The following is a 21,491-nucleotide window of genomic DNA, read 5'->3' on the forward strand; positions in this document are numbered from 1 at the left end:
GGCATCGGGCTTTTGCGTTTCTGGACGCTCAGGCGGCTTCGACGTAGAAATCCAGTACGCTGATGCCGGTAGGACCGTCGACTTCGGGCAGATCATCATGGGCATGTCCGCCCAGGGCGCAGTACACCAGCCATTGGCGGTCCTGGACGTTGAACGCCAGGCCGTCGATCAGCGCCTGCTGCTCGTCGCTCTGGGCGATCAGGTAAAGACGGTCCTGGTTTTCGGCGTGCAGCATGACAAGCTCCGGTGGGTGGCGACGGCCGATAGAGTGGCGTGTCCAGATGACGAGCGTGTGACGCTGCGAATTAATCGTCGTTGGTCGCAAAGGGCAGGCACGGGCGCGGCGCTTGGGTAGAATGCCCGCCGTGTCGAAAGTATCGATGTACTTCTTTTTGAGGTTTTGCGATGTCGTTGCAAGTGATCTGGGGGCTGTTTGCCGCCCATCCGGGCAAGCTGATCAACCTGCTGGCCCTGCTGCTGACCTGCCCGGGCGGCCTGCTGCTGCACAGCGCCCGGCGTCGCGCGGCGCAAACCCTGGCGGGCATGGCCGCCGATGAGGCGGTGGTCGATGGCATGAGCCTGCGCATCAACCGTTTTTACTACATCCTCGGTTTCGCCTTCCTGGCGCTGGCCTTGTTGCTGTCCTGGTTCAGTACCTGGGTGTGATCGGGGCTGCTTCGCAGCCCATCGCTGGCAAGCCGGCTCCCACAGAGTGTTCCTGTGGGAGCTGGCTTGCCAGCGATGCAGGCGACGCGGTGCGACCTAAAGCGCCAACCCCGCCTTGACCCGGTACTGATTGCGTACCGGCGTCGCATACTGCTGCACCAGGAACGGCCGATGCTCGGCCGGGCAAGCGTCCAGGCGGCGCTGCCATTCGGCCTGGGCGCGGGCCAGTTCATCGGCCGGAAACACCTTGGCCGCCACCGGTACTGCCAGCGTCGGGTCGGCATCGGTCCACTGCGCATACGCCAGATAATGCACCGGGAACAACCGGTAACCGGCCAGAATCTGCCGGTCGATCTCGGCTGCCAGTTGCTTGGTGTCCTCGACGAACTCGCTCACCGGCGGGGCAAAGTTGATGTGCACGCGGCCTTTGTAGCCGGTGATGCCCTGGGCAATGCTGACGTCATCTTCACCTGGCGCCTTGCTGTAGGTGCCGGTGGTGGCGCGGATGTACAGCTCGCGGGCCTTGGCCTGATCGCACGGGTCGTACTCGTAACTGATCGACACCGGGCTCAGGTTCAGCGACTGGATCACTGCGCCGAACGGCTCGTCCTTGCGGCTCATGTGGAACATTTTCAGGATCGCCGAATCGGTCCGGTCATCACCATCCTTGGCCCGGCCTTCGGCCTGGGCGATCCAGATCGACTGGCAGTCATTGCGGATCGAATGGTTGATGTAGGCCGACAGCAACTGGTAAGCGGCAAGCTTTTCCCGGCGGCCGGTGATCGAGCGGTGCACGATAAAGCTCTTGTTCAGGCGCATCATGTCGCTGACGAACGGCTTTTGCAGCAGGTTGTCGCCAATGGCAATGCGCGGGGTCGGCAGGCCGGCGTGGTAGACGGCATAGTTGACGAACGCCGGGTCCATGACGATATCGCGATGGTTGGCCAGGAACAGGTAGGCGGTACCGGCCTTGAGCTGCTCTACACCGGTATAGGTCACGCCGTCGGTTGCCCGCTCGATGGTGTGGTCGACGTAGTATTCGACCTTGTCCTGCAGCGTCGAGACGCAGCTGACCCCGGCAAACTCTTTGCGCAGGCGTCGGGCGATCAACGGCTTGAGCAGCCAGCCGAAGGCCCCGGCCATGCGCGGGAAGCGGAAGTGGGTGAGGATATCGAGGAATGCCGGGTCGCTGAGCAGCCGTGCCAGAACGGCAGGGACTTCAGCGTCGTCGTACGGTCGGATGGCATCGAATTCGCCCATCATGCTCTCTTGTTGGAAACGGCTAGGGTAATAGGTAGGGCCGGGGTCTGAAAAACGGCTCAGACACACTCAGGGCCTGTAAATAGACCGGCAATTATACGCACAAGTCACTCGGGAGGCCGCGATGCTGGAGACAGCGATCTACGATTGTCCTTATTGTGGTGAAGAAGTCGAGACGACGGTGGACCTGTCGGGCGGCGATCAGGAGTACATCGAGGACTGCCAGGTGTGCTGCAAGCCGATCCGCTTCGTGCTGCAGGTGCATGGCGAGGAATGGATGCTGGACGTTTATGGTGAGAATGACTGATGCAGCGAATTTACGAGCCTGAAAGCCTGCTGGAAGCGCAAATGCTTATCGGCATGCTCGCCAGTGAAGGCATCACCGTGCACCTGGTCGGCCGCGACCTGATGGGCGCCATGGGCGACCTGCCGATGCACGGTCTGTTGGGCCTGGCGGTGGCCGATGAGCAGGCCGCCTGCGCACGCGAGCTGATCGCCGCGTACAATAGCGCCCAGCCACTTGTGGGCGACGAACCGGAGAACCTCCCCGGAACCCTGATTTGCTAGGTTTTTGCCCCTCATGTGTGGACGTTATGCGCTGTTTCGCTGGTCTCCCGCCTTTGCTGCGTTGCCGGGATTTCCCAGTGACCAGCAGGCGCAATGGAACATCTCCCCCGGTGCCTCGGTGCTGATCCAGCGCCGTCTCGACGATGGCCAGATGGAACTGGCGCGGGCGCGCTGGGGGCTGACTCCGGCCTGGCTCACCGACTTGTCACGCACCCCGGCCCATGCCCGGGCCGAGACCCTGGCCGAACAGCCGATGTTCCGTGAGGCCTTTCGCCTGCGCCGCTGCCTGTTGCCGGCCAACGGTTTTTACGAATGGCGTGGCACCCAGCGCAAGCGCCCCTACTGGTTGACGCCGGGGGAGGGCTCCTCGTTGTTTTTTGCCGCGATCTGGGAGGCGTATCCGGTGCAGGATCAGGTCTGGCTGAGCACCGCGGTGGTGACCCAGGCGGCGATGACCCAGCGACGGCCGCTGATTCTTGATGCCGCCGGGCAAGCGGCGTGGCTTGATCCCCAGACCCCGCCGGCGCGCTTGTACGAATTGCTGGCGGGCGGCCAGGCACCGCTGCGCGAGCGGGTGCTGGCCAATTTCGTCAACGATCCCAAGCTCAATGGGCCGGAGTGCTTGACCCCGGCTTGAGGGGGCTGGAAAGGGCTTCGCCGGCAAGGCCGGCTGCCACAATGGAGTGTGTACTGACCCTGTGGGAGCTGGCCTTGCCAGCGATGGGCTGCGAAGCAGCCCCAAGACCTCACACTCTGAACTGGTTGATCAACCGCCGCTGCTGCTCGGCCAGCTTGGTCAGCTCGGCACTGGCGGTGCTTGACTCATCGGCGCCGCCCGCCACTTCGTTGGCCACCTGGCCGATATTGATCACGTTGCGGTTGATATCCTCGGCTACCGCGCTCTGTTCTTCGGCTGCACTGGCTATCTGCGTGTTCATGTCGTTGATCACCGATACCGCCTGGGTGATGCTCTCCAGGGCTTCGGCGGCGCGCGCCGCTTGCTGCACGCTGTCGTCGGTCTTGCCCTGGCTGTCTTCCATGACGCGCACCACATCGCGGGTACCCTGCTGCAGTTGCTGGATCATCTGCTGGATTTCTTCGGTGGCCTGCTGGGTTTTCTGCGCCAGGTTGCGCACCTCGTCGGCCACCACGGCAAAACCACGGCCCTGTTCACCGGCGCGCGCTGCCTCGATCGCGGCGTTGAGCGCCAGCAAGTTGGTCTGTTCGGCAATCGCGCGGATGGCGATAAGGATGGCGTTGATGTTCTCGCTGTCGCGGGCCAGGGTTTGCACCACGCCGACAGCGCGGCCGATTTCCTCGGCCAGGGCGCTGATCGAATGGGAGGTGTTGCGCACGATTTCCAGGCCCTGGTGGGCGGCCTGATCGGCGTTGCTGGCGGCCTGGGCCGCATGGGTGGCGTTGCGCGCAACGTCCTGGGCGGTGGCGGTCATCTCGTGCACGGCGGTGGCCACCAGGTCGATTTCGGCCATTTGCTTGTGCACGCCCTGGTTGGTGCGGATGGCGATGTCGGCGGTGTGCTCCGAGGAGTCGCTGACCTTCTGCACCGAGGCCACCACCTGGCTGATCATCGCCTGCAGCTTGCTCAGGAAAGTGTTGAAGCCCTTGGCGATCGAGCCCAGTTCATCGGCGCGGTCGCTGCTCAGGCGGCGGGTCAGGTCGCCTTCGCCCTGGGCGATGTCATCGAGCATCGCCACCATCTGCCGCAGTGGTCGGGCGATGCCGTGGGCCAGCAGCCAGATCACCAGCAGGCCCAGCGCGGCGATGCCCAGGCCTACCAGGGTCATGCCGGTGATGTCGGTGCTGCGCTGGGCGCTGAGGTCGCTTTGCAGTTTTTCCACATCGGCCATCACTGCGCTGATCGGCAGCTCCAGCAGCAGGGTCCAGCGGGCATCGGTATTGGCAATCTTGAATGGCAGGTACAGCTCGATGCGGCCAGCGCTCTTGTCGACTTCGTAGTGCAGGTTTTCGCCGCTCAGTTGCGCCAGGGTGCCGGCGGCATTGGCGTCGAGAGCGTCGCTGGCTTTTTCGCCGAACTTGCCCGGGTCCTTGGTAAAGGCCACCAGGCGGCCGTTGCCGGACACCAGCGCCAGTTCGCCGGCCCCGTCATAGAGCTGGCGGTCGGCGGTATTGAGCAGTTCCTGGATGAAGTTCACCGACAGGTCGGCGCCGGCAATGCCCTGGAACTTGCCGTCGATCATGATCGGCTCGACGAACGAGGCGAGCATCACCATCTTGTCGCCTACCTTGTAAGGTGCCGGGTCGATAACGCAGGCTTTTTTCGACTCCCGTGGGCACAGGTAGTACTCACTGGCGCGCACGCCGGTGGCGAGGACGGTCTGGTCATTGACGTCGGCCAGCTTGTCCAGGCCCAGGCTGCCGTCTTCGTTGCGGAACCACCAGGGCAGGAAGCGCCCGGTGGCACTGTCGATACCGGTGACCGAGGTGCCGACGAAGCGCGCGTCATCGTGGTCCAGGGCATTGCTCTCCCAGCCCAGGTAGGTGCCGAGAATCAGCGGGTTGGTCAGCGCCGTCTGCTTGAGCAGGGCAATCATTTGCTCGCGTTCGATCTTCATCAGGGCATTGCCGTTGCTGTCCTGCATGCCAAGCATGGCGTTGCTGGTAGCCAGGCCGCGGGCGATCAGCAGGGGCGCTTCCAGGCCGCGCTGGATTTCGCTGACCTGGGTCCGCGCCAGGGCGGTCAGGCGCTGCTCGATCACCGCCTCGAACTGCTGCTGAGTGCGGGTTTGCACCAGTTCCTGGGTGCGTTCGCCGGCATACACGGCGTAGAGCACCAGAGCGGCAACAATGCTCAGGACAATGGCACCAGCCAGGGCTGCGACGGAAAACTGGATCGACCGGAACTTCATGTGGGGCTCCAAGCGCAAGGAAAGGCGTCTGCCTTGCGTTATCGGCCCGGCGGGGCGAAAGCATGAGCACCGTCTGGAGAAATCTTCATCAGGGATATGGCGGGCTCAAGCGAGTCGGCCTAGGATACGCGGCATGTTCGAAGGGAGTGTTTTCATGCGTAAGTCATTTGTAATCGGTGCATTGAGCGCCAGCGTCCTGCTTGCTGGCTGCCAGGCGGTGAACACCACCAGCGGCGGCGCCGTGGGTGTCGAGCGTAAGCAATATATGTTCAGCATGCTGTCGACCGATGAAGTCAACCAGATGTACGCCCAGTCCTACCAGCAGACCCTGGGTGAGGCTTCGAGCAAGGGTGTGCTCGATAAGAGCAGCGCCAATGCCAAGCGCGTGCAGGCCATCGCCAATCGCCTGATTGCCCAGGCACCGCAATTCCGCCCGGATGCGGCACAGTGGAACTGGGAAGTGAACCTGATCAAGAGCGACGAGCTCAACGCCAACTGCGGGCCTGGCGGCAAGATCTTCGTGTACAACGGCCTGATCGACAAACTCAAGCTGACCGATGACGAGCTGGCTGCGGTGATGGGCCATGAAATCGCCCACGCCTTGCGCGAGCATGGCCGTGAAGCGATGTCCAAGGCCTATGGTGTGCAGATGGCCCGCCAGGGCGCGGGAGCCTTGCTGGGCCTGGGCCAGGACAGCCTGGCAATTGCCGACACCGTGGTGCAATACAGCCTGACCCTGCCCAACAGCCGGGCTAACGAGAACGAAGCCGACCTGATCGGCCTGGAACTGGCCGCCCGTGCCGGTTACAACCCGAATGCAGCCATCAGCCTGTGGGACAAGATGGCCCAGGCCTCGGGCGGTTCGCAGCCGGAGTTCATGAGCACTCACCCGGCCTCGGCGAGCCGCCAGGCGTCGTTGCAGGCGGCGATTCCGAAGGTGATGCCGTTGTACGAACAGGCCCGCAAGTAAGTTATAGCCGGGGCCGCGCTGCGGCCCATCGCCGGCAAGACCGGCGCCCACAGGGTCCTGTGTATACAAGGCCTGTGGGAGCTGGCTTGCCAGCGATGAAGTCACCACCGATCAGCCTATCCAGCCACTGACCTGCATTGCCGAATACACCGCCACAGCGGCCAGGACGAAGAACGCGGCCGAAGCCAGGCGGCGGATCAGGGTCAGCGGCAGTTTCTCGGCGGCGAAGTTGCCCGCCAGCACCACCGGTACGTTGGCAATCAACATGCCCAGGGTGGTACCGATAATCACCATGATCAGGTGCGGATACTGTGCCGCCAGCATCACCGTGGCGACCTGGGTCTTGTCGCCGATTTCAGCGATGAAGAACGCGATCAGGGTGGTCAGGAACGGGCCGAAGCGCCGGGCGGTGCTGGCTTCGTCATCGTCCATCTTGTCCGGGATCAGCGTCCACAACGCCGTGGCGGCAAAGCTGGCCGCGAGAATCCAGTGCAAGGTGGCGGCGCTGAAGAAGGTGCTGACCCAGGCGCCGACCGCGCCTGCAGCCGCATGGTTGGCCAGGGTCGCAGCAATGATGCCGGCAATGATCGGCCAGGGTTTGCGAAAGCGGGCGGCAAGGATGAGCGCGAGCAATTGGGTCTTGTCGCCAATTTCGGCGAGGGCCACGATCGCGGTGGGGACGAGCAATGATTCCAGCATCAGGATTCCTACGGGGGCGGGTCGACACGGCTATGACACGTACAGCCTTCCCGCCCCGGGTAAGGTGTTCGTGTCATAGGTCTTGTCAAACCCTGGGTCCGTCTGTGCGGACCGTGGGTCGCACGCGCCATGGTCTGTGGACCAAGTATGTTGACGCGTACCGGGCGAGCTGGGTGCTCGCGGGAGACTACTCCCCTAGGACGGAGCGGATTCTGCCTAGGCAAATCCGTTTCGGCAAGCGCTGATTTTAACCGCGTGTTGCCTGGTAGATGCGAAAGCCTTGCCCTTCGTCGCGGATCCGGCAGTTGCCCAGGGCCTCTTCGATCAGCGGTTGGTAGCGCAGGAAGCTGTTGGCCACCAGGCGCATTTCTCCGCCTTTTTTCAGATGATCGGCTGATTTTCGCAGCAGGTTTTCTGAGGCCTGGTAATTGGTGTGCACCCCGGTATGAAACGGCGGGTTGCTGATGATCACGTCAAGCTCGCGCGGTGCGGCATCGATGCCGTCGCCGCTGATCACCTCGCCGTCCAGACCATTGGCGGCCAGGGTCAGGCGGCTGCTGGCGACCGCGAAGGCATCGACATCGAGCAAGGTGATGCGGTTTTGCGGATAGCGACGTTTGATGGCCGCGCCGAGGACGCCCGCACCACAACCAAAATCCAGCACGTGGCCGGTGGGCAGTTGATCGAGGTTTTCCAGCAGCAGGGCGCTGCCGCGATCCAGGCGGCCGTGGCTGAACACACCCGGCAGGCTGACGATCTGCAGCGGGCCATCGGCCAGCGCCAGTTCGAAATGCTCGGCCAGGCTTTGCAGCGATTTGGCTTGCGGTGCGTGCTCCACGGTGACCTGCCACAACTGGCAATGGCGGGCGCTGTCGAGCTTGCGGGGCTTGCCGAAGGCGTGCAGCTGCTTGGCCGCGCCTTCGATGCCGCCGCGTTTCTCGCCGACCAGGTACAGCTCGCGGCCGGCCAGGCGCGAAGCCAGGGTGTTGAGCAGGTAATTGGCCAGGTCACGGGACTTGGGTAAAAACACTATGGCGGCGTCGAAGGCCTGGGCCGGTGCTTCTACGCCGAAGTGGCTGCGCCCGGCGAAGCGCGCATCGAGCGCCGCATGATCGCCGGCATGCCAGCTCCAGCCATGGGCCGCTGGCAGCTTGCCGAGCAGGTCGTCAGCAGGCAAACCGGCCAGCAACAGCGAGCCCTGGAAAAGATCAGCCTGACGAAGCAACACTTCACTGCGCGGGTCCATGGACGGCGACTCCTGAAAAAAGTGGCGCAGTTTACCAGAGCCGGGCCTGGCTTAGACCTGGCGGCGCGGGCTGCCGGCGAAAAACGCCTCGGCGTTTTCGCTCAACTGCTCGACGATACGCTGGCGTGATTCGACCGCGCCCCAGGCGCTGTGCGGGGTAATGATCAGGCGCGGGATGTCTGTCGCCAGCAGCGGGTTGCCATTGACTGGCGGCTCGACACTCAGCACATCGGTGGCGGCACCGCCCAGGTGGCCGGCACGCAAGGCATCGGCCAGGGCCTGCTCGTCGATCAGGCCGCCGCGGGCGGTGTTGATCACGAAAGCGCCCGGCTTGAGCAGGGCCAGTTGGCGGGCGCCGATCAGGTTGTGGGTGTGCTCGTTGAGCGGGCAGTGCAGAGTCAAGACGTCGACTTGCGGCAGCAGCTCATCCAGCGCCAGGCGGTCTTCGCGCGGCGGACGGCCGGGCAATTGGCCTAGCAGCACGCGCATGCCGAAAGCTTCGGCCAGGCGCGCCACGGCGCCACCCAGCTCGCCATGGCCGAGCAGGCCGAGGGTCTTGCCTTCCAGCTCGACGATCGGGAAGTCCAGCAGGCAGAACTGCTTGGCCTGGCCCCAGCGGCCGTCGGCGACGGCCTTTTGATAGTCGCTCAGGCGGGTGGCCAGGGCCAGCAGCAGGGCCAGGGTGTGCTGCGCCACTGACGGGGTGCCGTAACCCTGGCAGTTGCTGACGACGATACCTTGAGCGCGTGCCGCCTGCAGGTCGACATTGTTGGTGCCGGTGGCGGCCACCAGGATCAGCTTCAGTTCGGGGCAGGCCGCCAGGGTGGCGGCGTCGATCATGACCTTGTTGCTGATCGCCACGGTTGCGCCCTGCAGGCGTTCGGCGACCTGCTCGGGAGCGGTTGCCGGATACAGCTGCAAATCATCGAAACAGGCCTTGAGGCGATCCAGCGCCAGGTCACCCAGGTCCAGGGAACTATGGTCGAGAAATACGGCGCGACGGGAGATGGACATTAGGATGACTCCTGTGAGGGCTCAGGCGTTGTAGACGAAGCAATCGTAATGGCTTTGCTCAAGACTGCTTTCCAGTTCGAGCAGGCCTTGATGTTGTTGCTGCAGCGCCTGGATCTGCGCCTGCAACTGGGCTTTCTTGCCGGCAATCGCTTGGCGCACGCGCTCCATCGGCAGCCCGGCCTGATCATCGCCGACCAGCGCCTGCATTTCCTTGAGGCTGAAACCGAGCTTCTGCGCGCACTTGATCAGGCTCAGCAGGGCGACGCTCTGCTGGTCATACAGGCGATAGCTTCCCTGGCGCCTGGGCGCCGGCAACAGGCCGATGCGCTCATAGTGGCGAATGCTCTTGATGGTCGCCCCGGACAACTGCGCGGCTTTGCCAATGTACATCGAACGTCCTTTTAATGCCGGCGAGCCAGTGTGCGCGCCTGTTGCAGCCAGGTTTCGCGTTGCCGTTCGCTTGAGCTGATGACAGGACCGAACGTTAACGTCTTTTTGGCCCTGATTCCACAGAAGCCAAGGGTGGTGCGGCGCATTTGCTCAAGGGCCGGCATGCGATAGACCCAGCGGTAATACCAGGGCGGCGTGTCCATGCTCACCAGCAGGTCGGCGCTGCGGCCCTTGAGCAGTTGTTCGGGGAAGGGCGAGCCGCTGCGGTATTTGAAGGCAAAGCCGGGCAGCAGGATGCGATCGAGAAAGCCCTTGAGCAACGCCGGAATGCCGCCCCACCAGACCGGGAAGATGAACACCAGGTGCTCGGCCCAACTGATCAGTTGCTGGGCGTGCAGCAGGTCGGGCTCCAGGGGTTGCACCTGTTGATAACCGTCATGCAGGATCGGGTCGAAGGCCAGGTTGCCGAGTGCCAGCAGGCAGACGCTATGGCCTTTATCCCGGGCACTATTGATGTAGCTGTCACTTAACGCGGCGCAGAAGCTGTTGCGCGCAGGGTGGCCGAGTATCACCAGGATTCGTTTACTCATCGAAGGCAGGTCCAGGGGCAAAAGCGCTGAGGCTAACCCCTGCCCTCAGGAGGAGAGTCAAGCCCGATCCTACCAGAGACTGTTGCCCGAAAGGACGAAAGCGTAATGTAGCGCCCCCGATTGCCTTCTTTGCCGCAAGGAGCCCCCATGTACTGGGCTGAATTTCTGACTGTCGCGTTGATTCACCTGCTGGCGGTGGCCAGCCCCGGCCCGGACTTTGCCGTGGTGGTACGCGAGAGTGTTACCCACGGCCGGCGCGCCGGCACCTGGACGGCCTGCGGTGTCGGTACGGCGATTTTCCTGCATGTGGGCTATTCGCTGTTGGGTATCGGCTTGATCGTGTCGCAGTCGATCATGCTGTTCAACGTGCTGAAATGGCTGGCAGCAGGTTATCTGCTGTATATCGGTTTCAAGGCCCTGCGCGCCCGCCCTGCGGCGCCTGGCAGTGACGCCGTGCAGGTCTCGACGGTCGAGCGCACGCCGCGTGCCGCCTTTGTCGCAGGCTTCATGACCAACGGCCTGAACCCCAAGGCGACGCTGTTTTTCCTGTCGCTGTTCACCGTGGTGATCAACCCGCACACCCCGTTGGCCGTGCAGGCCGGCTACGGCGTCTACCTGGCACTGGCCACCGGCCTGTGGTTCTGCCTGGTGGCCAGGCTGTTCAGCCAGCAGCGGGTGCGCGCCGCCTTTGCGCGCATGGGCCACTGGTTCGACCGCAGCATGGGGGCGGTGCTGATTGCCCTGGGCGTGAAGATTGCCTTCACCGAGATGCACTGACAGTGATGGTTAAACGCCGCTGGTCCCTGTACCGGTCAAATCATTCCTTTGGCTGATTTGGCCGCTGCTGTGGCGTTCTAGAGTAGGACATGTCTTGCTTAGCTTGTGCACACTAGAAAAGGGACTCCTATGTTGCAGACTCGCGTCATTCCTTCCGCCGAGGGCGCCTATCAGTTTCCGCTGTTGATCAAGCGTTTGCTGCTGTCGGGCAGTCGCTACGAGAAAACCCGCGAAATCGTCTACCGCGATCAACTGCGCTACAGCTACCTGACCCTCAACGAACGCATCGCGCGGCTGGCCAACGTGCTCACCGCGGCGGGGGTCAAGGCCGGTGACACCGTGGCGGTGATGGACTGGGACAGCCATCGCTACCTCGAGTGCATGTTTGCCATCCCGATGATCGGCGCAGTGGTGCACACCATCAACGTGCGCCTGTCGCCGGAGCAGATCCTCTACACCATGAATCACGCCGACGACCGCTTCGTGCTGGTCAACAGCGACTTTGTCGGCCTCTACCAGGCTATCGCCGGGCAACTGACCACGGTCGAGAAAACCCTGTTGCTGACCGATGGTGAGCAAAAAACCGCCGACCTGCCCAACCTGGTCGGTGAGTATGAGCAACTCCTGGCGGCGGCCAGCCCGGTGTACGACTTCCCCGATTTTGACGAGAACTCGGTGGCCACCACGTTCTACACCACCGGCACCACCGGTAACCCCAAGGGGGTGTACTTCACCCACCGGCAACTGGTGCTGCACACCCTGGCGGCGGCGTCGGTCACCGGCAGTATCGACAGCGTGCGCCTGCTCGGCAGCAACGATGTGTACATGCCCATTACCCCGATGTTCCATGTCCACGCCTGGGGTATTCCCTACGTGGCAACCATGCTTGGCATCAAGCAGGTTTACCCGGGGCGTTACGAACCGGAGATGCTGTGCGAGCTGTGGCGCAAGGAGCAGGTGACCTTCTCGCACTGCGTACCGACCATCCTGCAGATGCTGCTCAACGCCAAGGGCGCCCAGCAGCAGGACTTTGGCGGTTGGAAGATCATCATCGGCGGCAGTGCGCTGAACCGCGCCCTGTATGAGGCGGCCAAGGCCCATGGCATCCAGTTGACCGCGGCCTATGGCATGTCGGAGACCTGCCCGCTGGTGGCCTGTGCCCACCTCAACGACGAATTGCTGGCCGGTAGCGAAGATGAATGCATCACCTACCGGATCAAGGCCGGGGTGCCGGTACCGTTGGTGGAGGCGGCGATCGTCGACGGTACTGGCAAGTTCCTCCCGGCCGATGGCGAAACCCAGGGCGAACTGGTATTGCGGGCGCCGTGGCTGACCATGGGCTACTTCCGCGAGGCCGAGAAGGGCGCCGAACTCTGGCACGGCGGCTGGCTGCACACCGGCGACGTCGCCACCCTCGACAGCATGGGCGTGATCGATATCCGCGACCGGATCAAGGATGTGATCAAGACCGGCGGTGAGTGGATCTCTTCACTGGAGCTCGAAGACCTGATCAGCCGTCATCCGGCGATCCGCGAAGTGGCAGTGGTCGGCGTCGCCGATCCACAGTGGGGCGAGCGGCCGTTTGCCCTGCTGGTGCTCCACGAAGGCCAGAGCATCGATGCCAAGGCGCTCAAGGCGCACCTCAAGCCGTTCGTGGAGCTGGGGCACATCAACAAGTGGGCAATCCCCAGTCAGATCGCCCTTGTTACTGAAATTCCCAAGACCAGCGTCGGCAAGCTCGACAAGAAGCGAATCCGCGTGGATATCAGCCAATGGCAAGCCAGTAACAGCACCTTCCTCTCGACCCTGTAACGTCAGGCGGGTCGTGCCCATTCGGGCGCGACCCGCACGCCAGACGCATGGCTGCCTTGTCAAATGACGAAATTCAGCCATTCTTCCCCCTGCCAGCATAGTGGCCGGTCATGCAGACCACGGCAGAGGGGGTGGGATGCAAATCACACTTTAGAGGGATCAAGCAGTTCAACCTGCTGGCTATAGTCGGTTCAGGGGATTTTCAGGAACGGGGGATCGCACATGCATGTGCCCAGCCACTCGCTCGAGCAAAAGGTGCGCTCACACCGCTCGAACGATGCGTTTCTGCAAAGGACTCACTGCCATAAAAATAAAGTACATGGAGTAGCGTCGATGACATCAGCAAATCTGTTCTGGCGCCGGGCGAAACTGCCCCTGGCCGTCAGCCTCGCTTCTACGCTCGCCGGTCCTGCTTTCGGCGTCAGTTTCAATATCGGTGAAATCGAAGGCTCGTTCGACTCGTCGCTGTCGGTGGGGGCGAGCTGGTCGACAGCCAACCCGAACAAGAACCTGATCGGCGTCAACAACGGCGGCAAGGGCCTGTCGCAAACCTCCGATGACGGCCACCTGAACTTCAAGCGCGGTGAAACCTTCTCGAAGATCTTCAAGGGCATCCATGACCTGGAGCTCAAGTACGGCGATACCGGGGTATTCGTCCGTGGCAAGTACTGGTACGACTTCGAACTCAAGGACGAGCATCGCGAGTTCAAGGACATCAGCGATTCCAACCGTAAAGAGGGCGCGCAATCGTCCGGCGGGCAGATCCTCGACGCCTTCGTCTATCACAACTACTCCATCGCCGATCAGCCGGGCTCGGTGCGCCTGGGTAAGCAGGTGGTCAGTTGGGGTGAAAGTACCTTCATCGGTGGCGGCATCAACTCGATCAACCCGATCGACGTCGCCGCATTCCGTCGCCCGGGCGCCGAAGTGAAGGAAGGCCTGATTCCGGTCAACATGTTCTATGTGTCCCAGAGCCTGACCGACAACCTCTCGGCCGAAGCGTTCTACCAGATCGAATGGGACCAGACCGTCGTCGACAACTGCGGCACCTTCTTCTCCCAGCCGGACATCATTGCCGACGGCTGTACCGACAACCTGCGCGTGCTCAACAGCAGCCGTACGGTGCCGGGCGCTGCCCAGCAGTTCCTCGCCACCCGCGGGGTGAACATCAACGAAGAAGGCGTGCTGGTACGCCGTGGCCCGGACCGCGATGCGCGCGACAGCGGCCAGTTCGGTGTGGCCTTCCGTTACATGTACGACCCGCTGGGTACCGAATTCGGCGCCTACTTCATGAATTACCACAGCCGTGCGCCGATCTTCAGCGCCACCGGCGCCGCGCCATCGGTCTATGCCGGGTTGGCTGGCTTGCCGGCATCCCTGCGGCCGCTGGCGCCGATGATCGTTGCGGGCAACTCGCAGTACTTCGTCGAGTACCCTGAAGACATCCGCCTGTATGGCCTGAGCTTCTCCACCACCCTGCCTACCGGTACCGCGTGGAGCGGTGAAATCAGCTACCGGCCGAATGCGCCGGTGCAACTGAACACCACCGACATCCTGTTTGCTGGCGTGCGTCCAATTGGCGGGACCCTGGCTAACGCCTCGTTGCTCAATGGTGTTCCTGGCCAGGACCTGCACGGTTACCGGCGCAAGGAAATCACCCAGTTCCAGACCACCCTGACGCACTTCTTCGACCAGGTCATGGGCGCCAGCCGTCTGACCGTGGTGGGTGAGCTGGGCGTGACCCATGTCGGCGGCCTGGAAAGCGCCCACGAAGTGCGTTATGGCCGTGACCCGGTCTACGGTCCTGGTCCATTGCCGGCAACCGGCGGTTTCGATACCTGCTCGCAGATCCTCAACAGTGGCACCATCACCGGCGCAGGCCCCGGCACCTCGGGCGACAACCGCAGTCGCAAGTGCGAAAACGACGGTTACACCACCAGCACCTCCTGGGGCTACCGCGCCCGGGCGATCTGGGACTACAACGACGTGTTCGCCGGGGTCAACCTCAAGCCGAACATCGCCTGGTCCCATGACGTCTCCGGTTACTCGCCAGGCCCTGGCGGCAACTTCGAGGAAGGGCGCAAGGCGATCAGCCTGGGCCTGGACGCCGAGTACCAGAACACCTACACCACCAGCCTGTCGTACACCAACTTCTTCGACGGCAAGTACACCACCGTGGATGACCGCGACTTCATCGCCCTCAGCTTCGGCGTGAACTTCTAAGAATTCGGATTCAGGACGACCATGAAGATGAAAACAACCAAGACTCTGCTGCAAGCCGGTGTACTGGGCCTGTCCCTGTTGGCGACCAGTGTCATGGCGGCGGTTTCCGCCGACGAGGCGGCCAAGCTGGGCGCGAGCCTGACGCCGATGGGGGCGGAAAAGGCCGGTAACGCCGACGGCTCGATCACCGCCTGGAAACCGCTGTCCACCGGCGCCGGCAGCGTCGACGGCAAGGGCTTCCTTTCCGACCCGTACGGCAACGAGCAACCGAAGTTCACCATCACCGCGCAGAACGTCGACCAGTACAAGGACAAACTGTCCCCAGGCCAGGTCGCTATGTTCAAGCGCTATCCGGACACCTTCAAGATTCCGGTGTACCCGACCCACCGCGGTTCCACCGTGCCGGATGCAGTGTTTGCCGCGATCAAGAAAAACGCCACCAGCACCAACCTGGTCGGTGGTGGCAACGGCCTGGAGAACTTCGACAACGCCGTACCGTTCCCGATTCCGAAAAGCGGCGTGGAAGTGATCTGGAACCACATCACCCGCTACCGTGGCGGCAGCGTGACCCGTCTGGTAACCCAGGCCACGCCGCAGCAAAACGGCTCGTACAGCCTGGTGTACTTCCAGGACCAGTTCGTTTTCCGTGACCGGATGAAGGATTACGATCCGGCCAACCCGGGCAACGTACTGTTCTACTTCAAACAGAAGGTGACGGCGCCAGCGCGTCTGGCCGGTACCGTACTGCTGGTGCATGAAACCCTGGACCAGGTCAAAGAGCCTCGCAAAGCGTGGGTCTACAACGCCGGCCAGCGTCGGGTACGGGCTGCGCCACAGGTTTCCTATGACGGTCCGGGTACTGCTGCCGACGGCCTGCGCACCTCCGATAACCTGGACATGTACAACGGTGCGCCGGATCGCTACGACTGGAAGCTGGAAGGCAAGAAAGAGCTGTACATTGCCTCCAACAGCTACAAGCTCGACGATCCAAAGCTCAAGTACGCCGACATCATCAAGGCCGGGCACATCAACCAGGACCTTGCCCGTTACGAGCTGCGCCGGGTATGGCATGTGGTTGCGACCCTGAAACCGGGCCAGCGCCATATCTACGCCAAGCGTGACTTCTACATCGACGAAGACACCTGGCAAGCCGCGGTGATCGACCAGTACGACGGCCGCAACCAGCTGTGGCGCGTGTCCGAGGCCCACTCCCAGGACTACTACAACGTCCAGGTGCCGTGGTACGCCCTGGAAGTCATCTACGACCTGCAATCGGGTCGTTACCTGGCTCTGGGCATGAAGAACGAGGAAAAGAGAGCCTACGACTTTGGCTTCACTGCCTCCAAGGCTGACTTCCAGCCTGCCGCGCTTCGCCAGGAAGGTGTGCGCTAAGCTTTAAAACCTCCGTGTGATCTCCCAGAACGCCCCGGCTTGCCGGGGCGTTTCTGTTTGCGCAGCGTGACCCGCTCAGGTTTGTCGTTTTTTGTTGTAGTCTTTTTTCGGCATAAAGGGGCAATCATCTTCAAATGTGCGGTTTAACCCGTTAGTCTGCCTTGATCCGTACTGCCGAAGATTCCCTAACTAGAACGAGCCGGCCATGACTGATCTGTCCCGTACGCAAGGGTTCGCCAGCCAGGCCATGAGCGTCCTGGAGGGCCGCTTCTTTCGTCCGCCATTGCCCGAAGGCTATGTACCGCGAGCGCGCTTGTGCCAGCGTTTGCACGCGGGGCTCGGTGGGCGCTTGTTGCTGGTCAACGCACCGGCAGGCTTCGGTAAAAGTTCATTGGCGGTGGAGTTCTGCCAGGGGCTGCCCAACCATTGGAGCAGCCTGTGGCTGGGGCTGAGCCGGCGCGACAACGACCCCGGGCGCTTTCTTGAGCGCTTGCTCGAAGGCTTGCAGCAGTACTGCCCGGCGCTTGGCGGCCAGGCCCTGGGCCTGCTGAAAATGCGCCAGCGGCATCAGCCGTTCGCCTTCGAAGAATGGCTCGACGGCCTGCTCGATGAGCTGGCCCGGCACCTGCAGCCGCACAACCCCTTGCTGCTGGTGCTGGATGATTACCACCTGGCCCAGGGCCCGGTGCTCGATCGCTGCCTGCAGTTTTTCCTCAATCACCTGCCGCCTGGCCTGGTGCTGCTGGTGACCAGCCGGCAGCGGCCAGACTGGCACCTGGCGCGCCTGCGTCTGTCGCGCCAGTTGCTCGAACTCAATGAGCAGGACTTGCGCCTGACCACCGATGAATCCCTCGCCGTGCTTGGCCAGCAACCGAGCGTGCTGCGTGGACAGGCGCTGGACAACCTGATCCAGCGCAGCGATGGCTGGGTCGCCGGTTTGCGTTTCTGGTTGCTCGCCGCCAACGAGGCGGGGGCCGACAGTGCCTTGCCTCAGGCCCTGCATGGCGGCGAAGGGCTGATTCGTGACTACCTGCTCGAAGAAGTGATCGAGATGCTGCCCGCCGAAGTGCAGGGGTTTCTATACGACACCGCCTGCCAGGAGCGCTTTTGCGCCGAGCTCTGTGACGCCCTGCGCGAAAGCCATGACAGTGCCGAGATCCTTCGATACCTGCAGGCACACCAGGTGTTCCTGGTGCCGCTGGACGAGCACGGGCGCTGGTTCCGTTATCATCACTTGTTCTCCGACCTGCTGCGCACCCGCCAGGCCAGCCTGCCGTTGTCGAGCCTGCACCTGCGCGCTTGTCGCTGGTTCCATGGCCAGGGCCTGCTCGATGAAGCCGTCGAGCAGGCCTTGCGTGCCGGGCACCTGGATGTGGCCGCCAACCTGGTGCAGAACCTGTCCGAGGAGCAACTGCTGGCCGAGCAGAACGTCGGCATGCTCCTGCGCTGGAAGATGGACCTGCCCGACAGCCTGCTGATCAGCACGCCGCGGCTGATCGTGCTGTACAGCTGGGCCCTGGGCCTGGCCGGGCAACTGGATGCCGCCGAAGAGCTGGCCAGCCACCTGAGCCGTTTTTTGCCGGCGCCTTCAGCCACCGCGCAGAAATCCATGCTGGCCCAGTGGCTGGCGTTGAGCGGGGTCATTGCCCGTGGTCGCGGCGACCGCCAGCGCACCCTCGAATACTGCTCCGAGGCGCTGCACAGCTTGCCGTTCAAGCGCTATGGGCAGCGTCTGGTATGCCTGTCGACCTTGTCCAACCTGGCCATCGCCGATGCCGATTTCTGGCGTGCCCGCGGCTGGAACCGCGAAGCGCTGGAGCTGGCCCAGCGGGTCGGCAATCCCTTGTTCGAAGCCCTGGCCCATTACGACCGCGCGCGGGTACTGCACGCCCGTGGTGAGGTGCTGCGCGCCCTGGATGAAGTGCGCCAGGGCCTGCAGCGCCTGCAGGGTTTGTCGGCGCAACGGCTGTACGCGGCACGAGCGCGGTTGACCCTGTACGAGGGCTACCTGCTGGCGGCACGGCTAAAACCGGAAGCCGGCCGTAGCCGCCTGCGCGCCGGGCTGATCGAGGCGCGCGCCTGTCGCGACATCAGCGTACTGATCGGCCATTGCGTGATCGCTTCGCTGGATGGCCGCGAAGGGCGTTTCGCCGAAGCCTTTGCCGAGCTTGCCGAAGCCGAGCGGCTGATGCACATCTGGGACGTTCCGCCGATTTTCTATCTGGCGATGATCACCCTGGTCAAGTGCGAGCTGTGGCTGGCCCAGGGCCGCACCGACCTGGCCGAGTCCTGGCTGTTGCGCCTGGGCCAGACCTACGGTGGCGAACAGGCGGCGGCTGCTCCCGAGTTCCACCCGTTGTTGCCGCTGCATATCGAACTGCAGCAGGCCTTGCTCGAACGCACCCAAGGTCGTCTGGAACAGGCCGGGCGCCGCTTGCAGGCACTGGTGGAGCGCGGCCAGGCCAGCGGCGGGCAGATGCTCTGCGTCACTGCGCTGTGCCAGTGGATGGTTCTGCTGCTGGCCAGCAATAACGAGGCGCAGGCGCGAGACCTGCTGGGCCTGGCCCTGGAGTCCGCGCGCGGCGGTGTTCTGCAACCTTTCCAGCGCCTGCTGCAGGACCACCCGAAATGGCTGCGTGAGCAGTTGCTGCAACACCCTCAGGGGGCCGCCCAAAGCAGCTTGCTGGGGTTGCTGCCGACGCCTGAATCGGTCGAATCGATGGCTGGCAACGAATCGTTGAGTAGCCGCGAGATGGCCGTGCTGGAGCTGATTGCCCAAGGCTGCTCGAACCAGGAAATCAGCGAGCGCCTGTTCATTTCCCTGCACACGGTGAAAACCCACGCCAGCCACATCAACAGCAAGCTGGGCGTCGAGCGCCGGACCCAGGCGGTGGCCCGGGCCAAGGCCCTGGGGATGCTGCAATAGTGACACCGGGTGATTGCAGCGCAACCGTCCTTGACGTAAAAGGATGGGAGCCGCTTGCCCCGTCGACCATTGCTGGCGTGGGACTTGCTTGAATCGGGATACCGATCCGGAGCAGCCGATGAGCCCGCAACAAACAACAACGATCGCACTCCCTCCCAGTACACGCCTAGCCCGGGAAATACTCGCGGTGGACGGCCAGGTGCCGGAAGGCGTGTTGCGTGCCGAAATCGACGCCTCCTGGCGCCGCAGCCTTGATCATGGCGTCGGCGTGCACAGTCAGCATGACCTCGGCCTGGCCCCGGTGGCCAACCTTGATCTGTTACTCGCCAACAACCGCTTGCTGCTCGATGCCGCCACCGCGGAACTCGATTACTTGAGTGGGCATCAGGGCCAGGACGCCCTGATCATCCTGGCTAACGCCGATGCGACCATCCTGGCCGTTGAAGGCCCGGCCGACGTTGTGCGCCACAGCACCGAGGCGGGGATTGCCCCTGGCACCCGCTGGAGTGAAGCCGAATGCGGCACCAATGCCCTGGGGACGGCGCTGGTGGAGGCGCGCACGGTGCAGATCGATTGTGGCGAACATTTTCTCGAACGGCTCAGCGATTATTCCTGCACCTCAGTGCCGATCCACTGCCCGCAAGGTGACCTGTTCGGCGTGCTCGACCTGACCCGCCAAGGGCCCTTGGGCCGCTTGCAGGACCGCACTGCCTTGCTCGCCCTGGCGGTCAGCCAGATTGAGGGCAAGCTGTTCAACAACAGTTACCCGCAGCAGATCGTGCTGGCGTTTCACAGCCGCCGGCAATACCTCGGCTCCCCTTGGCAGGGCCTGCTGGCACTGGGCCTGGACGGGCGTATCCTGGCCGCCAGCAACCAGGCCTGCCAACTGCTCGGCAGTCAGCGCGAGGCGCTGCTCGGCCAACGTTGCGACAGCCTGCTCGGCATGCGCCTGGAGCAATGGCTGGCGCGCGTGCAACCAGGCAGCGTCGAAAGCACCGAGACAGCCAAGGGTGGTTTTTTCTACAAGGCCCTGCAGGTGCCGCAGCGGCCACTGAGTGTTGTCGTGCCGGCTGCACGGGCGCCTCGGCAAAGCACTCAACAGCCGGACCTGGAGCGCCTTGGCGCCGGCAACAGCCGCCACGCCAGGGCCCTGCGCATGGCGCGTCAGGGCTTGGCCAACGGCCTGCCGGTGGTGCTGCTGGGCGAGACCGGCAGCGGCAAGGAAGTGGTAGCGCGCGCCCTGCATCAGGACAGCGCGCGCGCCGGCAAGCCCTTTGTGGCGGTGAACTGCGCGGCGATCCCTGAAGGCCTGATCGAGTCGGAGCTGTTCGGCTACCGTGAAGGGGCGTTCACCGGCTCGCGTCGCGGCGGCATGATCGGGCGCCTGCAGCAGGCCCATGGCGGTACGCTGTTTCTGGACGAAGTTGGCGATATGCCGCTGGCCTTGCAGGCCCGCCTGCTGCGGGTGTTGCAGGAGCGCAAGGTTGCGCCGTTGGGCGCGGGCCAGGAGCAAGACCTGGATATCGCCCTGATCTGCGCCACCCATCGCGACCTCAAGGCCCAGGTGCAAAGCCAGCAGTTTCGTGAAGACCTTTTTTACCGTATCCATGGCATCAGCGTGCAGTTGCCCGCGCTGCGAGAGCGCGAAGACCTGCCGGCGCTGGTGCGCAGCCTGCTTGATCGCCTCGGTGGCCAGGGCGTCGAGCTTTCGAGCGAGCTGAGTGCATTGTTCGCCGGCTATCACTGGCCGGGCAACATCCGTCAGCTGGAAATGACCTTGCGCTTGCTGCTGGCCATGCGTGAAGCCGGTGAACAGGAACTGGGCCTGGATCACCTGCCCGACAACCTGCTCGACGAATTGCGCGACAGCGCCCGGCCGCCCAGCACACGCATGCGTGACAGCCAGAGCGTGCTGATTCGCCAGGCCCTGGAACGCCATGCTGGCAATGTCACTGCGGCAGCCGAGGCCCTGGGCATCAGCCGTGCAACCCTGTACCGCAAGCTCAAGCAGACGCCGCCTTGATCCAGCGTCTGCTGGCCTCGACCGCCCGTTGGGCGAGCGCGGCCAGCA

At 63.4% G+C, this 21,491-nt stretch carries 19 protein-coding genes, 1 pseudogene and 1 riboswitch; of the genes and pseudogenes, 11 read left to right on the top strand and 9 right to left on the bottom strand.

Features of this window, described 5'->3' with window-relative positions; all coding sequences use genetic code 11:
* Positions 1-28 precede the first annotated feature (28 nt).
* The gene (locus UW3_RS0122255) at positions 29-235 is read right to left on the bottom strand and encodes a hypothetical protein (RefSeq protein WP_010225766.1); all 207 of its coding nucleotides are present in this window, start codon (positions 233-235) and stop codon (positions 29-31) included.
* 170 nt (positions 236-405) lie between these two features.
* On the opposite strand from UW3_RS0122255, the gene UW3_RS0122260 reads away from it, so the two are divergent.
* Positions 406-666, top strand: coding sequence for a hypothetical protein (locus UW3_RS0122260; protein ID WP_010225767.1), 261 nt, complete (start codon positions 406-408; stop codon positions 664-666).
* A gap of 96 nt (positions 667-762) precedes the next feature.
* Here the strand turns inward: UW3_RS0122260 and UW3_RS0122265 are convergent, their stop codons facing one another.
* Positions 763-1,926: a 1-acyl-sn-glycerol-3-phosphate acyltransferase gene (locus tag UW3_RS0122265; RefSeq protein WP_026001466.1), complete on the bottom strand. Its 1,164-nt coding sequence runs from the start codon at positions 1,924-1,926 to the stop codon at positions 763-765.
* Between the two features lie 124 nt (positions 1,927-2,050).
* Here UW3_RS0122265 and UW3_RS0122270 point away from each other — a divergent pair, with 124 nt between their 5' ends.
* Genes UW3_RS0122270 through UW3_RS0122280 form a run of 3 tightly spaced genes read left to right on the top strand, consistent with a single transcriptional unit; the run spans position 2,051 to position 3,130 of the window.
* The gene (locus tag UW3_RS0122270) at positions 2,051-2,233 is read left to right on the top strand and encodes a CPXCG motif-containing cysteine-rich protein (RefSeq protein ID WP_010225771.1); all 183 of its coding nucleotides are present in this window, start codon (positions 2,051-2,053) and stop codon (positions 2,231-2,233) included.
* Complete coding sequence (locus UW3_RS0122275; RefSeq protein ID WP_010225772.1) at positions 2,233-2,493, top strand: putative signal transducing protein; 261 nt, start codon at positions 2,233-2,235, stop codon at positions 2,491-2,493. Before UW3_RS0122270 ends, UW3_RS0122275 begins: the two co-directional genes overlap by 1 nt.
* A gap of 13 nt (positions 2,494-2,506) precedes the next feature.
* Positions 2,507-3,130: an SOS response-associated peptidase gene (locus UW3_RS0122280; RefSeq protein WP_010225773.1), complete on the top strand. Its 624-nt coding sequence runs from the start codon at positions 2,507-2,509 to the stop codon at positions 3,128-3,130.
* Between the two features lie 109 nt (positions 3,131-3,239).
* Here the strand turns inward: UW3_RS0122280 and UW3_RS30325 are convergent, their stop codons facing one another.
* Both UW3_RS30325 and UW3_RS30330 read right to left on the bottom strand, forming a co-directional pair.
* Complete coding sequence (locus UW3_RS30325; protein WP_374045267.1) at positions 3,240-4,082, bottom strand: methyl-accepting chemotaxis protein; 843 nt, start codon at positions 4,080-4,082, stop codon at positions 3,240-3,242.
* Positions 4,083-4,094: 12 nt separating this feature from the next.
* A pseudogene (locus UW3_RS30330) lies at positions 4,095-5,381 on the bottom strand (methyl-accepting chemotaxis protein); the annotation flags it as partial.
* 154 nt (positions 5,382-5,535) lie between these two features.
* Here UW3_RS30330 and UW3_RS0122290 point away from each other — a divergent pair.
* Complete coding sequence (locus tag UW3_RS0122290; RefSeq protein ID WP_010225775.1) at positions 5,536-6,351, top strand: M48 family metallopeptidase; 816 nt, start codon at positions 5,536-5,538, stop codon at positions 6,349-6,351.
* Positions 6,352-6,462: 111 nt separating this feature from the next.
* Here the strand turns inward: UW3_RS0122290 and UW3_RS0122295 are convergent, their stop codons facing one another.
* The 5 genes from UW3_RS0122295 to UW3_RS0122315 form a co-directional block, all read right to left on the bottom strand.
* Positions 6,463-7,050 (bottom strand): TMEM165/GDT1 family protein, encoded by a 588-nt coding sequence (locus UW3_RS0122295; protein ID WP_010225776.1) that lies wholly within the window; start codon positions 7,048-7,050, stop codon positions 6,463-6,465.
* 87 nt (positions 7,051-7,137) lie between these two features.
* Positions 7,138-7,259, bottom strand: a riboswitch (yybP-ykoY riboswitch).
* Between the two features lie 38 nt (positions 7,260-7,297).
* On the bottom strand, positions 7,298-8,296 hold the full coding sequence (locus UW3_RS0122300; protein ID WP_010225778.1) for a class I SAM-dependent methyltransferase: 999 nt from the start codon (positions 8,294-8,296) through the stop codon (positions 7,298-7,300).
* Between the two features lie 51 nt (positions 8,297-8,347).
* On the bottom strand, positions 8,348-9,310 hold the full coding sequence (locus UW3_RS0122305) for a 2-hydroxyacid dehydrogenase (RefSeq protein WP_010225780.1): 963 nt from the start codon (positions 9,308-9,310) through the stop codon (positions 8,348-8,350).
* Between the two features lie 21 nt (positions 9,311-9,331).
* Positions 9,332-9,700 carry a MerR family transcriptional regulator gene (locus UW3_RS0122310; RefSeq protein WP_010225782.1) on the bottom strand — a complete coding sequence of 123 codons (369 nt, stop codon included), beginning with the start codon at positions 9,698-9,700 and terminating at the stop codon, positions 9,332-9,334.
* Between the two features lie 11 nt (positions 9,701-9,711).
* Positions 9,712-10,290 carry an NAD(P)H-dependent oxidoreductase gene (locus tag UW3_RS0122315; RefSeq protein ID WP_010225783.1) on the bottom strand — a complete coding sequence of 193 codons (579 nt, stop codon included), beginning with the start codon at positions 10,288-10,290 and terminating at the stop codon, positions 9,712-9,714.
* 147 nt (positions 10,291-10,437) lie between these two features.
* Here UW3_RS0122315 and UW3_RS0122320 point away from each other — a divergent pair, with 147 nt between their 5' ends.
* The 6 genes from UW3_RS0122320 (at position 10,438) to UW3_RS0122345 (ending at position 21,443) form a co-directional block, all read left to right on the top strand.
* A complete protein-coding gene (locus UW3_RS0122320) occupies positions 10,438-11,067 on the top strand; it encodes a LysE family translocator (protein ID WP_010225784.1) in 630 nt (209 codons plus the stop codon).
* 129 nt (positions 11,068-11,196) lie between these two features.
* Entirely contained in the window at positions 11,197-12,879 is a 1,683-nt protein-coding gene (locus UW3_RS0122325) for a fatty acid--CoA ligase (protein ID WP_010225785.1), read from the top strand.
* A 333-nt stretch (positions 12,880-13,212) separates the two neighbouring features.
* Entirely contained in the window at positions 13,213-15,102 is a 1,890-nt protein-coding gene (locus UW3_RS0122330) for a DUF1302 domain-containing protein (RefSeq protein WP_010225786.1), read from the top strand.
* A 27-nt stretch (positions 15,103-15,129) separates the two neighbouring features.
* Positions 15,130-16,494, top strand: a complete 1,365-nt coding sequence (locus tag UW3_RS0122335; RefSeq protein ID WP_010225787.1) for a DUF1329 domain-containing protein — start codon at positions 15,130-15,132, stop codon at positions 16,492-16,494.
* A gap of 205 nt (positions 16,495-16,699) precedes the next feature.
* The gene (locus UW3_RS0122340; protein ID WP_010225788.1) at positions 16,700-19,420 is read left to right on the top strand and encodes a winged helix-turn-helix domain-containing protein; all 2,721 of its coding nucleotides are present in this window, start codon (positions 16,700-16,702) and stop codon (positions 19,418-19,420) included.
* 118 nt (positions 19,421-19,538) lie between these two features.
* The gene (locus tag UW3_RS0122345) at positions 19,539-21,443 is read left to right on the top strand and encodes a sigma-54-dependent Fis family transcriptional regulator (RefSeq protein ID WP_026001467.1); all 1,905 of its coding nucleotides are present in this window, start codon (positions 19,539-19,541) and stop codon (positions 21,441-21,443) included.
* Positions 21,444-21,491 lie beyond the last annotated feature (48 nt).

This window comes from Pseudomonas donghuensis, assembly GCF_000259195.1.
In the GTDB taxonomy this organism is placed as follows: Bacteria; Pseudomonadota; Gammaproteobacteria; order Pseudomonadales; family Pseudomonadaceae; genus Aquipseudomonas; species Aquipseudomonas donghuensis.

Bases quoted from the DNA above. Each gene is read 5' to 3' on its own strand.
- UW3_RS0122345 (WP_026001467.1), top strand. From the start codon at position 19,539: ATGAGCCCGCAACAAACAACAACGATCGCACTCCCTCCCAGTACACGC.
- UW3_RS0122300 (WP_010225778.1), bottom strand. From the start codon at position 8,296: ATGGACCCGCGCAGTGAAGTGTTGCTTCGTCAGGCTGATCTTTTCCAG.
- UW3_RS0122265 (WP_026001466.1), bottom strand. From the start codon at position 1,926: ATGGGCGAATTCGATGCCATCCGACCGTACGACGACGCTGAAGTCCCT.
- UW3_RS0122325 (WP_010225785.1), top strand. From the start codon at position 11,197: ATGTTGCAGACTCGCGTCATTCCTTCCGCCGAGGGCGCCTATCAGTTT.
- UW3_RS0122305 (WP_010225780.1), bottom strand. From the start codon at position 9,310: ATGTCCATCTCCCGTCGCGCCGTATTTCTCGACCATAGTTCCCTGGAC.
- UW3_RS0122330 (WP_010225786.1), top strand. From the start codon at position 13,213: ATGACATCAGCAAATCTGTTCTGGCGCCGGGCGAAACTGCCCCTGGCC.
- UW3_RS0122290 (WP_010225775.1), top strand. From the start codon at position 5,536: ATGCGTAAGTCATTTGTAATCGGTGCATTGAGCGCCAGCGTCCTGCTT.
- UW3_RS0122320 (WP_010225784.1), top strand. From the start codon at position 10,438: ATGTACTGGGCTGAATTTCTGACTGTCGCGTTGATTCACCTGCTGGCG.
- UW3_RS0122310 (WP_010225782.1), bottom strand. From the start codon at position 9,700: ATGTACATTGGCAAAGCCGCGCAGTTGTCCGGGGCGACCATCAAGAGC.
- UW3_RS0122315 (WP_010225783.1), bottom strand. From the start codon at position 10,290: ATGAGTAAACGAATCCTGGTGATACTCGGCCACCCTGCGCGCAACAGC.
- UW3_RS0122295 (WP_010225776.1), bottom strand. From the start codon at position 7,050: ATGCTGGAATCATTGCTCGTCCCCACCGCGATCGTGGCCCTCGCCGAA.
- UW3_RS0122340 (WP_010225788.1), top strand. From the start codon at position 16,700: ATGACTGATCTGTCCCGTACGCAAGGGTTCGCCAGCCAGGCCATGAGC.
- UW3_RS0122270 (WP_010225771.1), top strand. From the start codon at position 2,051: ATGCTGGAGACAGCGATCTACGATTGTCCTTATTGTGGTGAAGAAGTC.
- UW3_RS0122280 (WP_010225773.1), top strand. From the start codon at position 2,507: ATGTGTGGACGTTATGCGCTGTTTCGCTGGTCTCCCGCCTTTGCTGCG.
- UW3_RS0122335 (WP_010225787.1), top strand. From the start codon at position 15,130: ATGAAAACAACCAAGACTCTGCTGCAAGCCGGTGTACTGGGCCTGTCC.
- UW3_RS30325 (WP_374045267.1), bottom strand. From the start codon at position 4,082: ATGATCAGCCAGGTGGTGGCCTCGGTGCAGAAGGTCAGCGACTCCTCG.
- UW3_RS0122255 (WP_010225766.1), bottom strand. From the start codon at position 235: ATGCTGCACGCCGAAAACCAGGACCGTCTTTACCTGATCGCCCAGAGC.
- UW3_RS0122275 (WP_010225772.1), top strand. From the start codon at position 2,233: ATGCAGCGAATTTACGAGCCTGAAAGCCTGCTGGAAGCGCAAATGCTT.
- UW3_RS0122260 (WP_010225767.1), top strand. From the start codon at position 406: ATGTCGTTGCAAGTGATCTGGGGGCTGTTTGCCGCCCATCCGGGCAAG.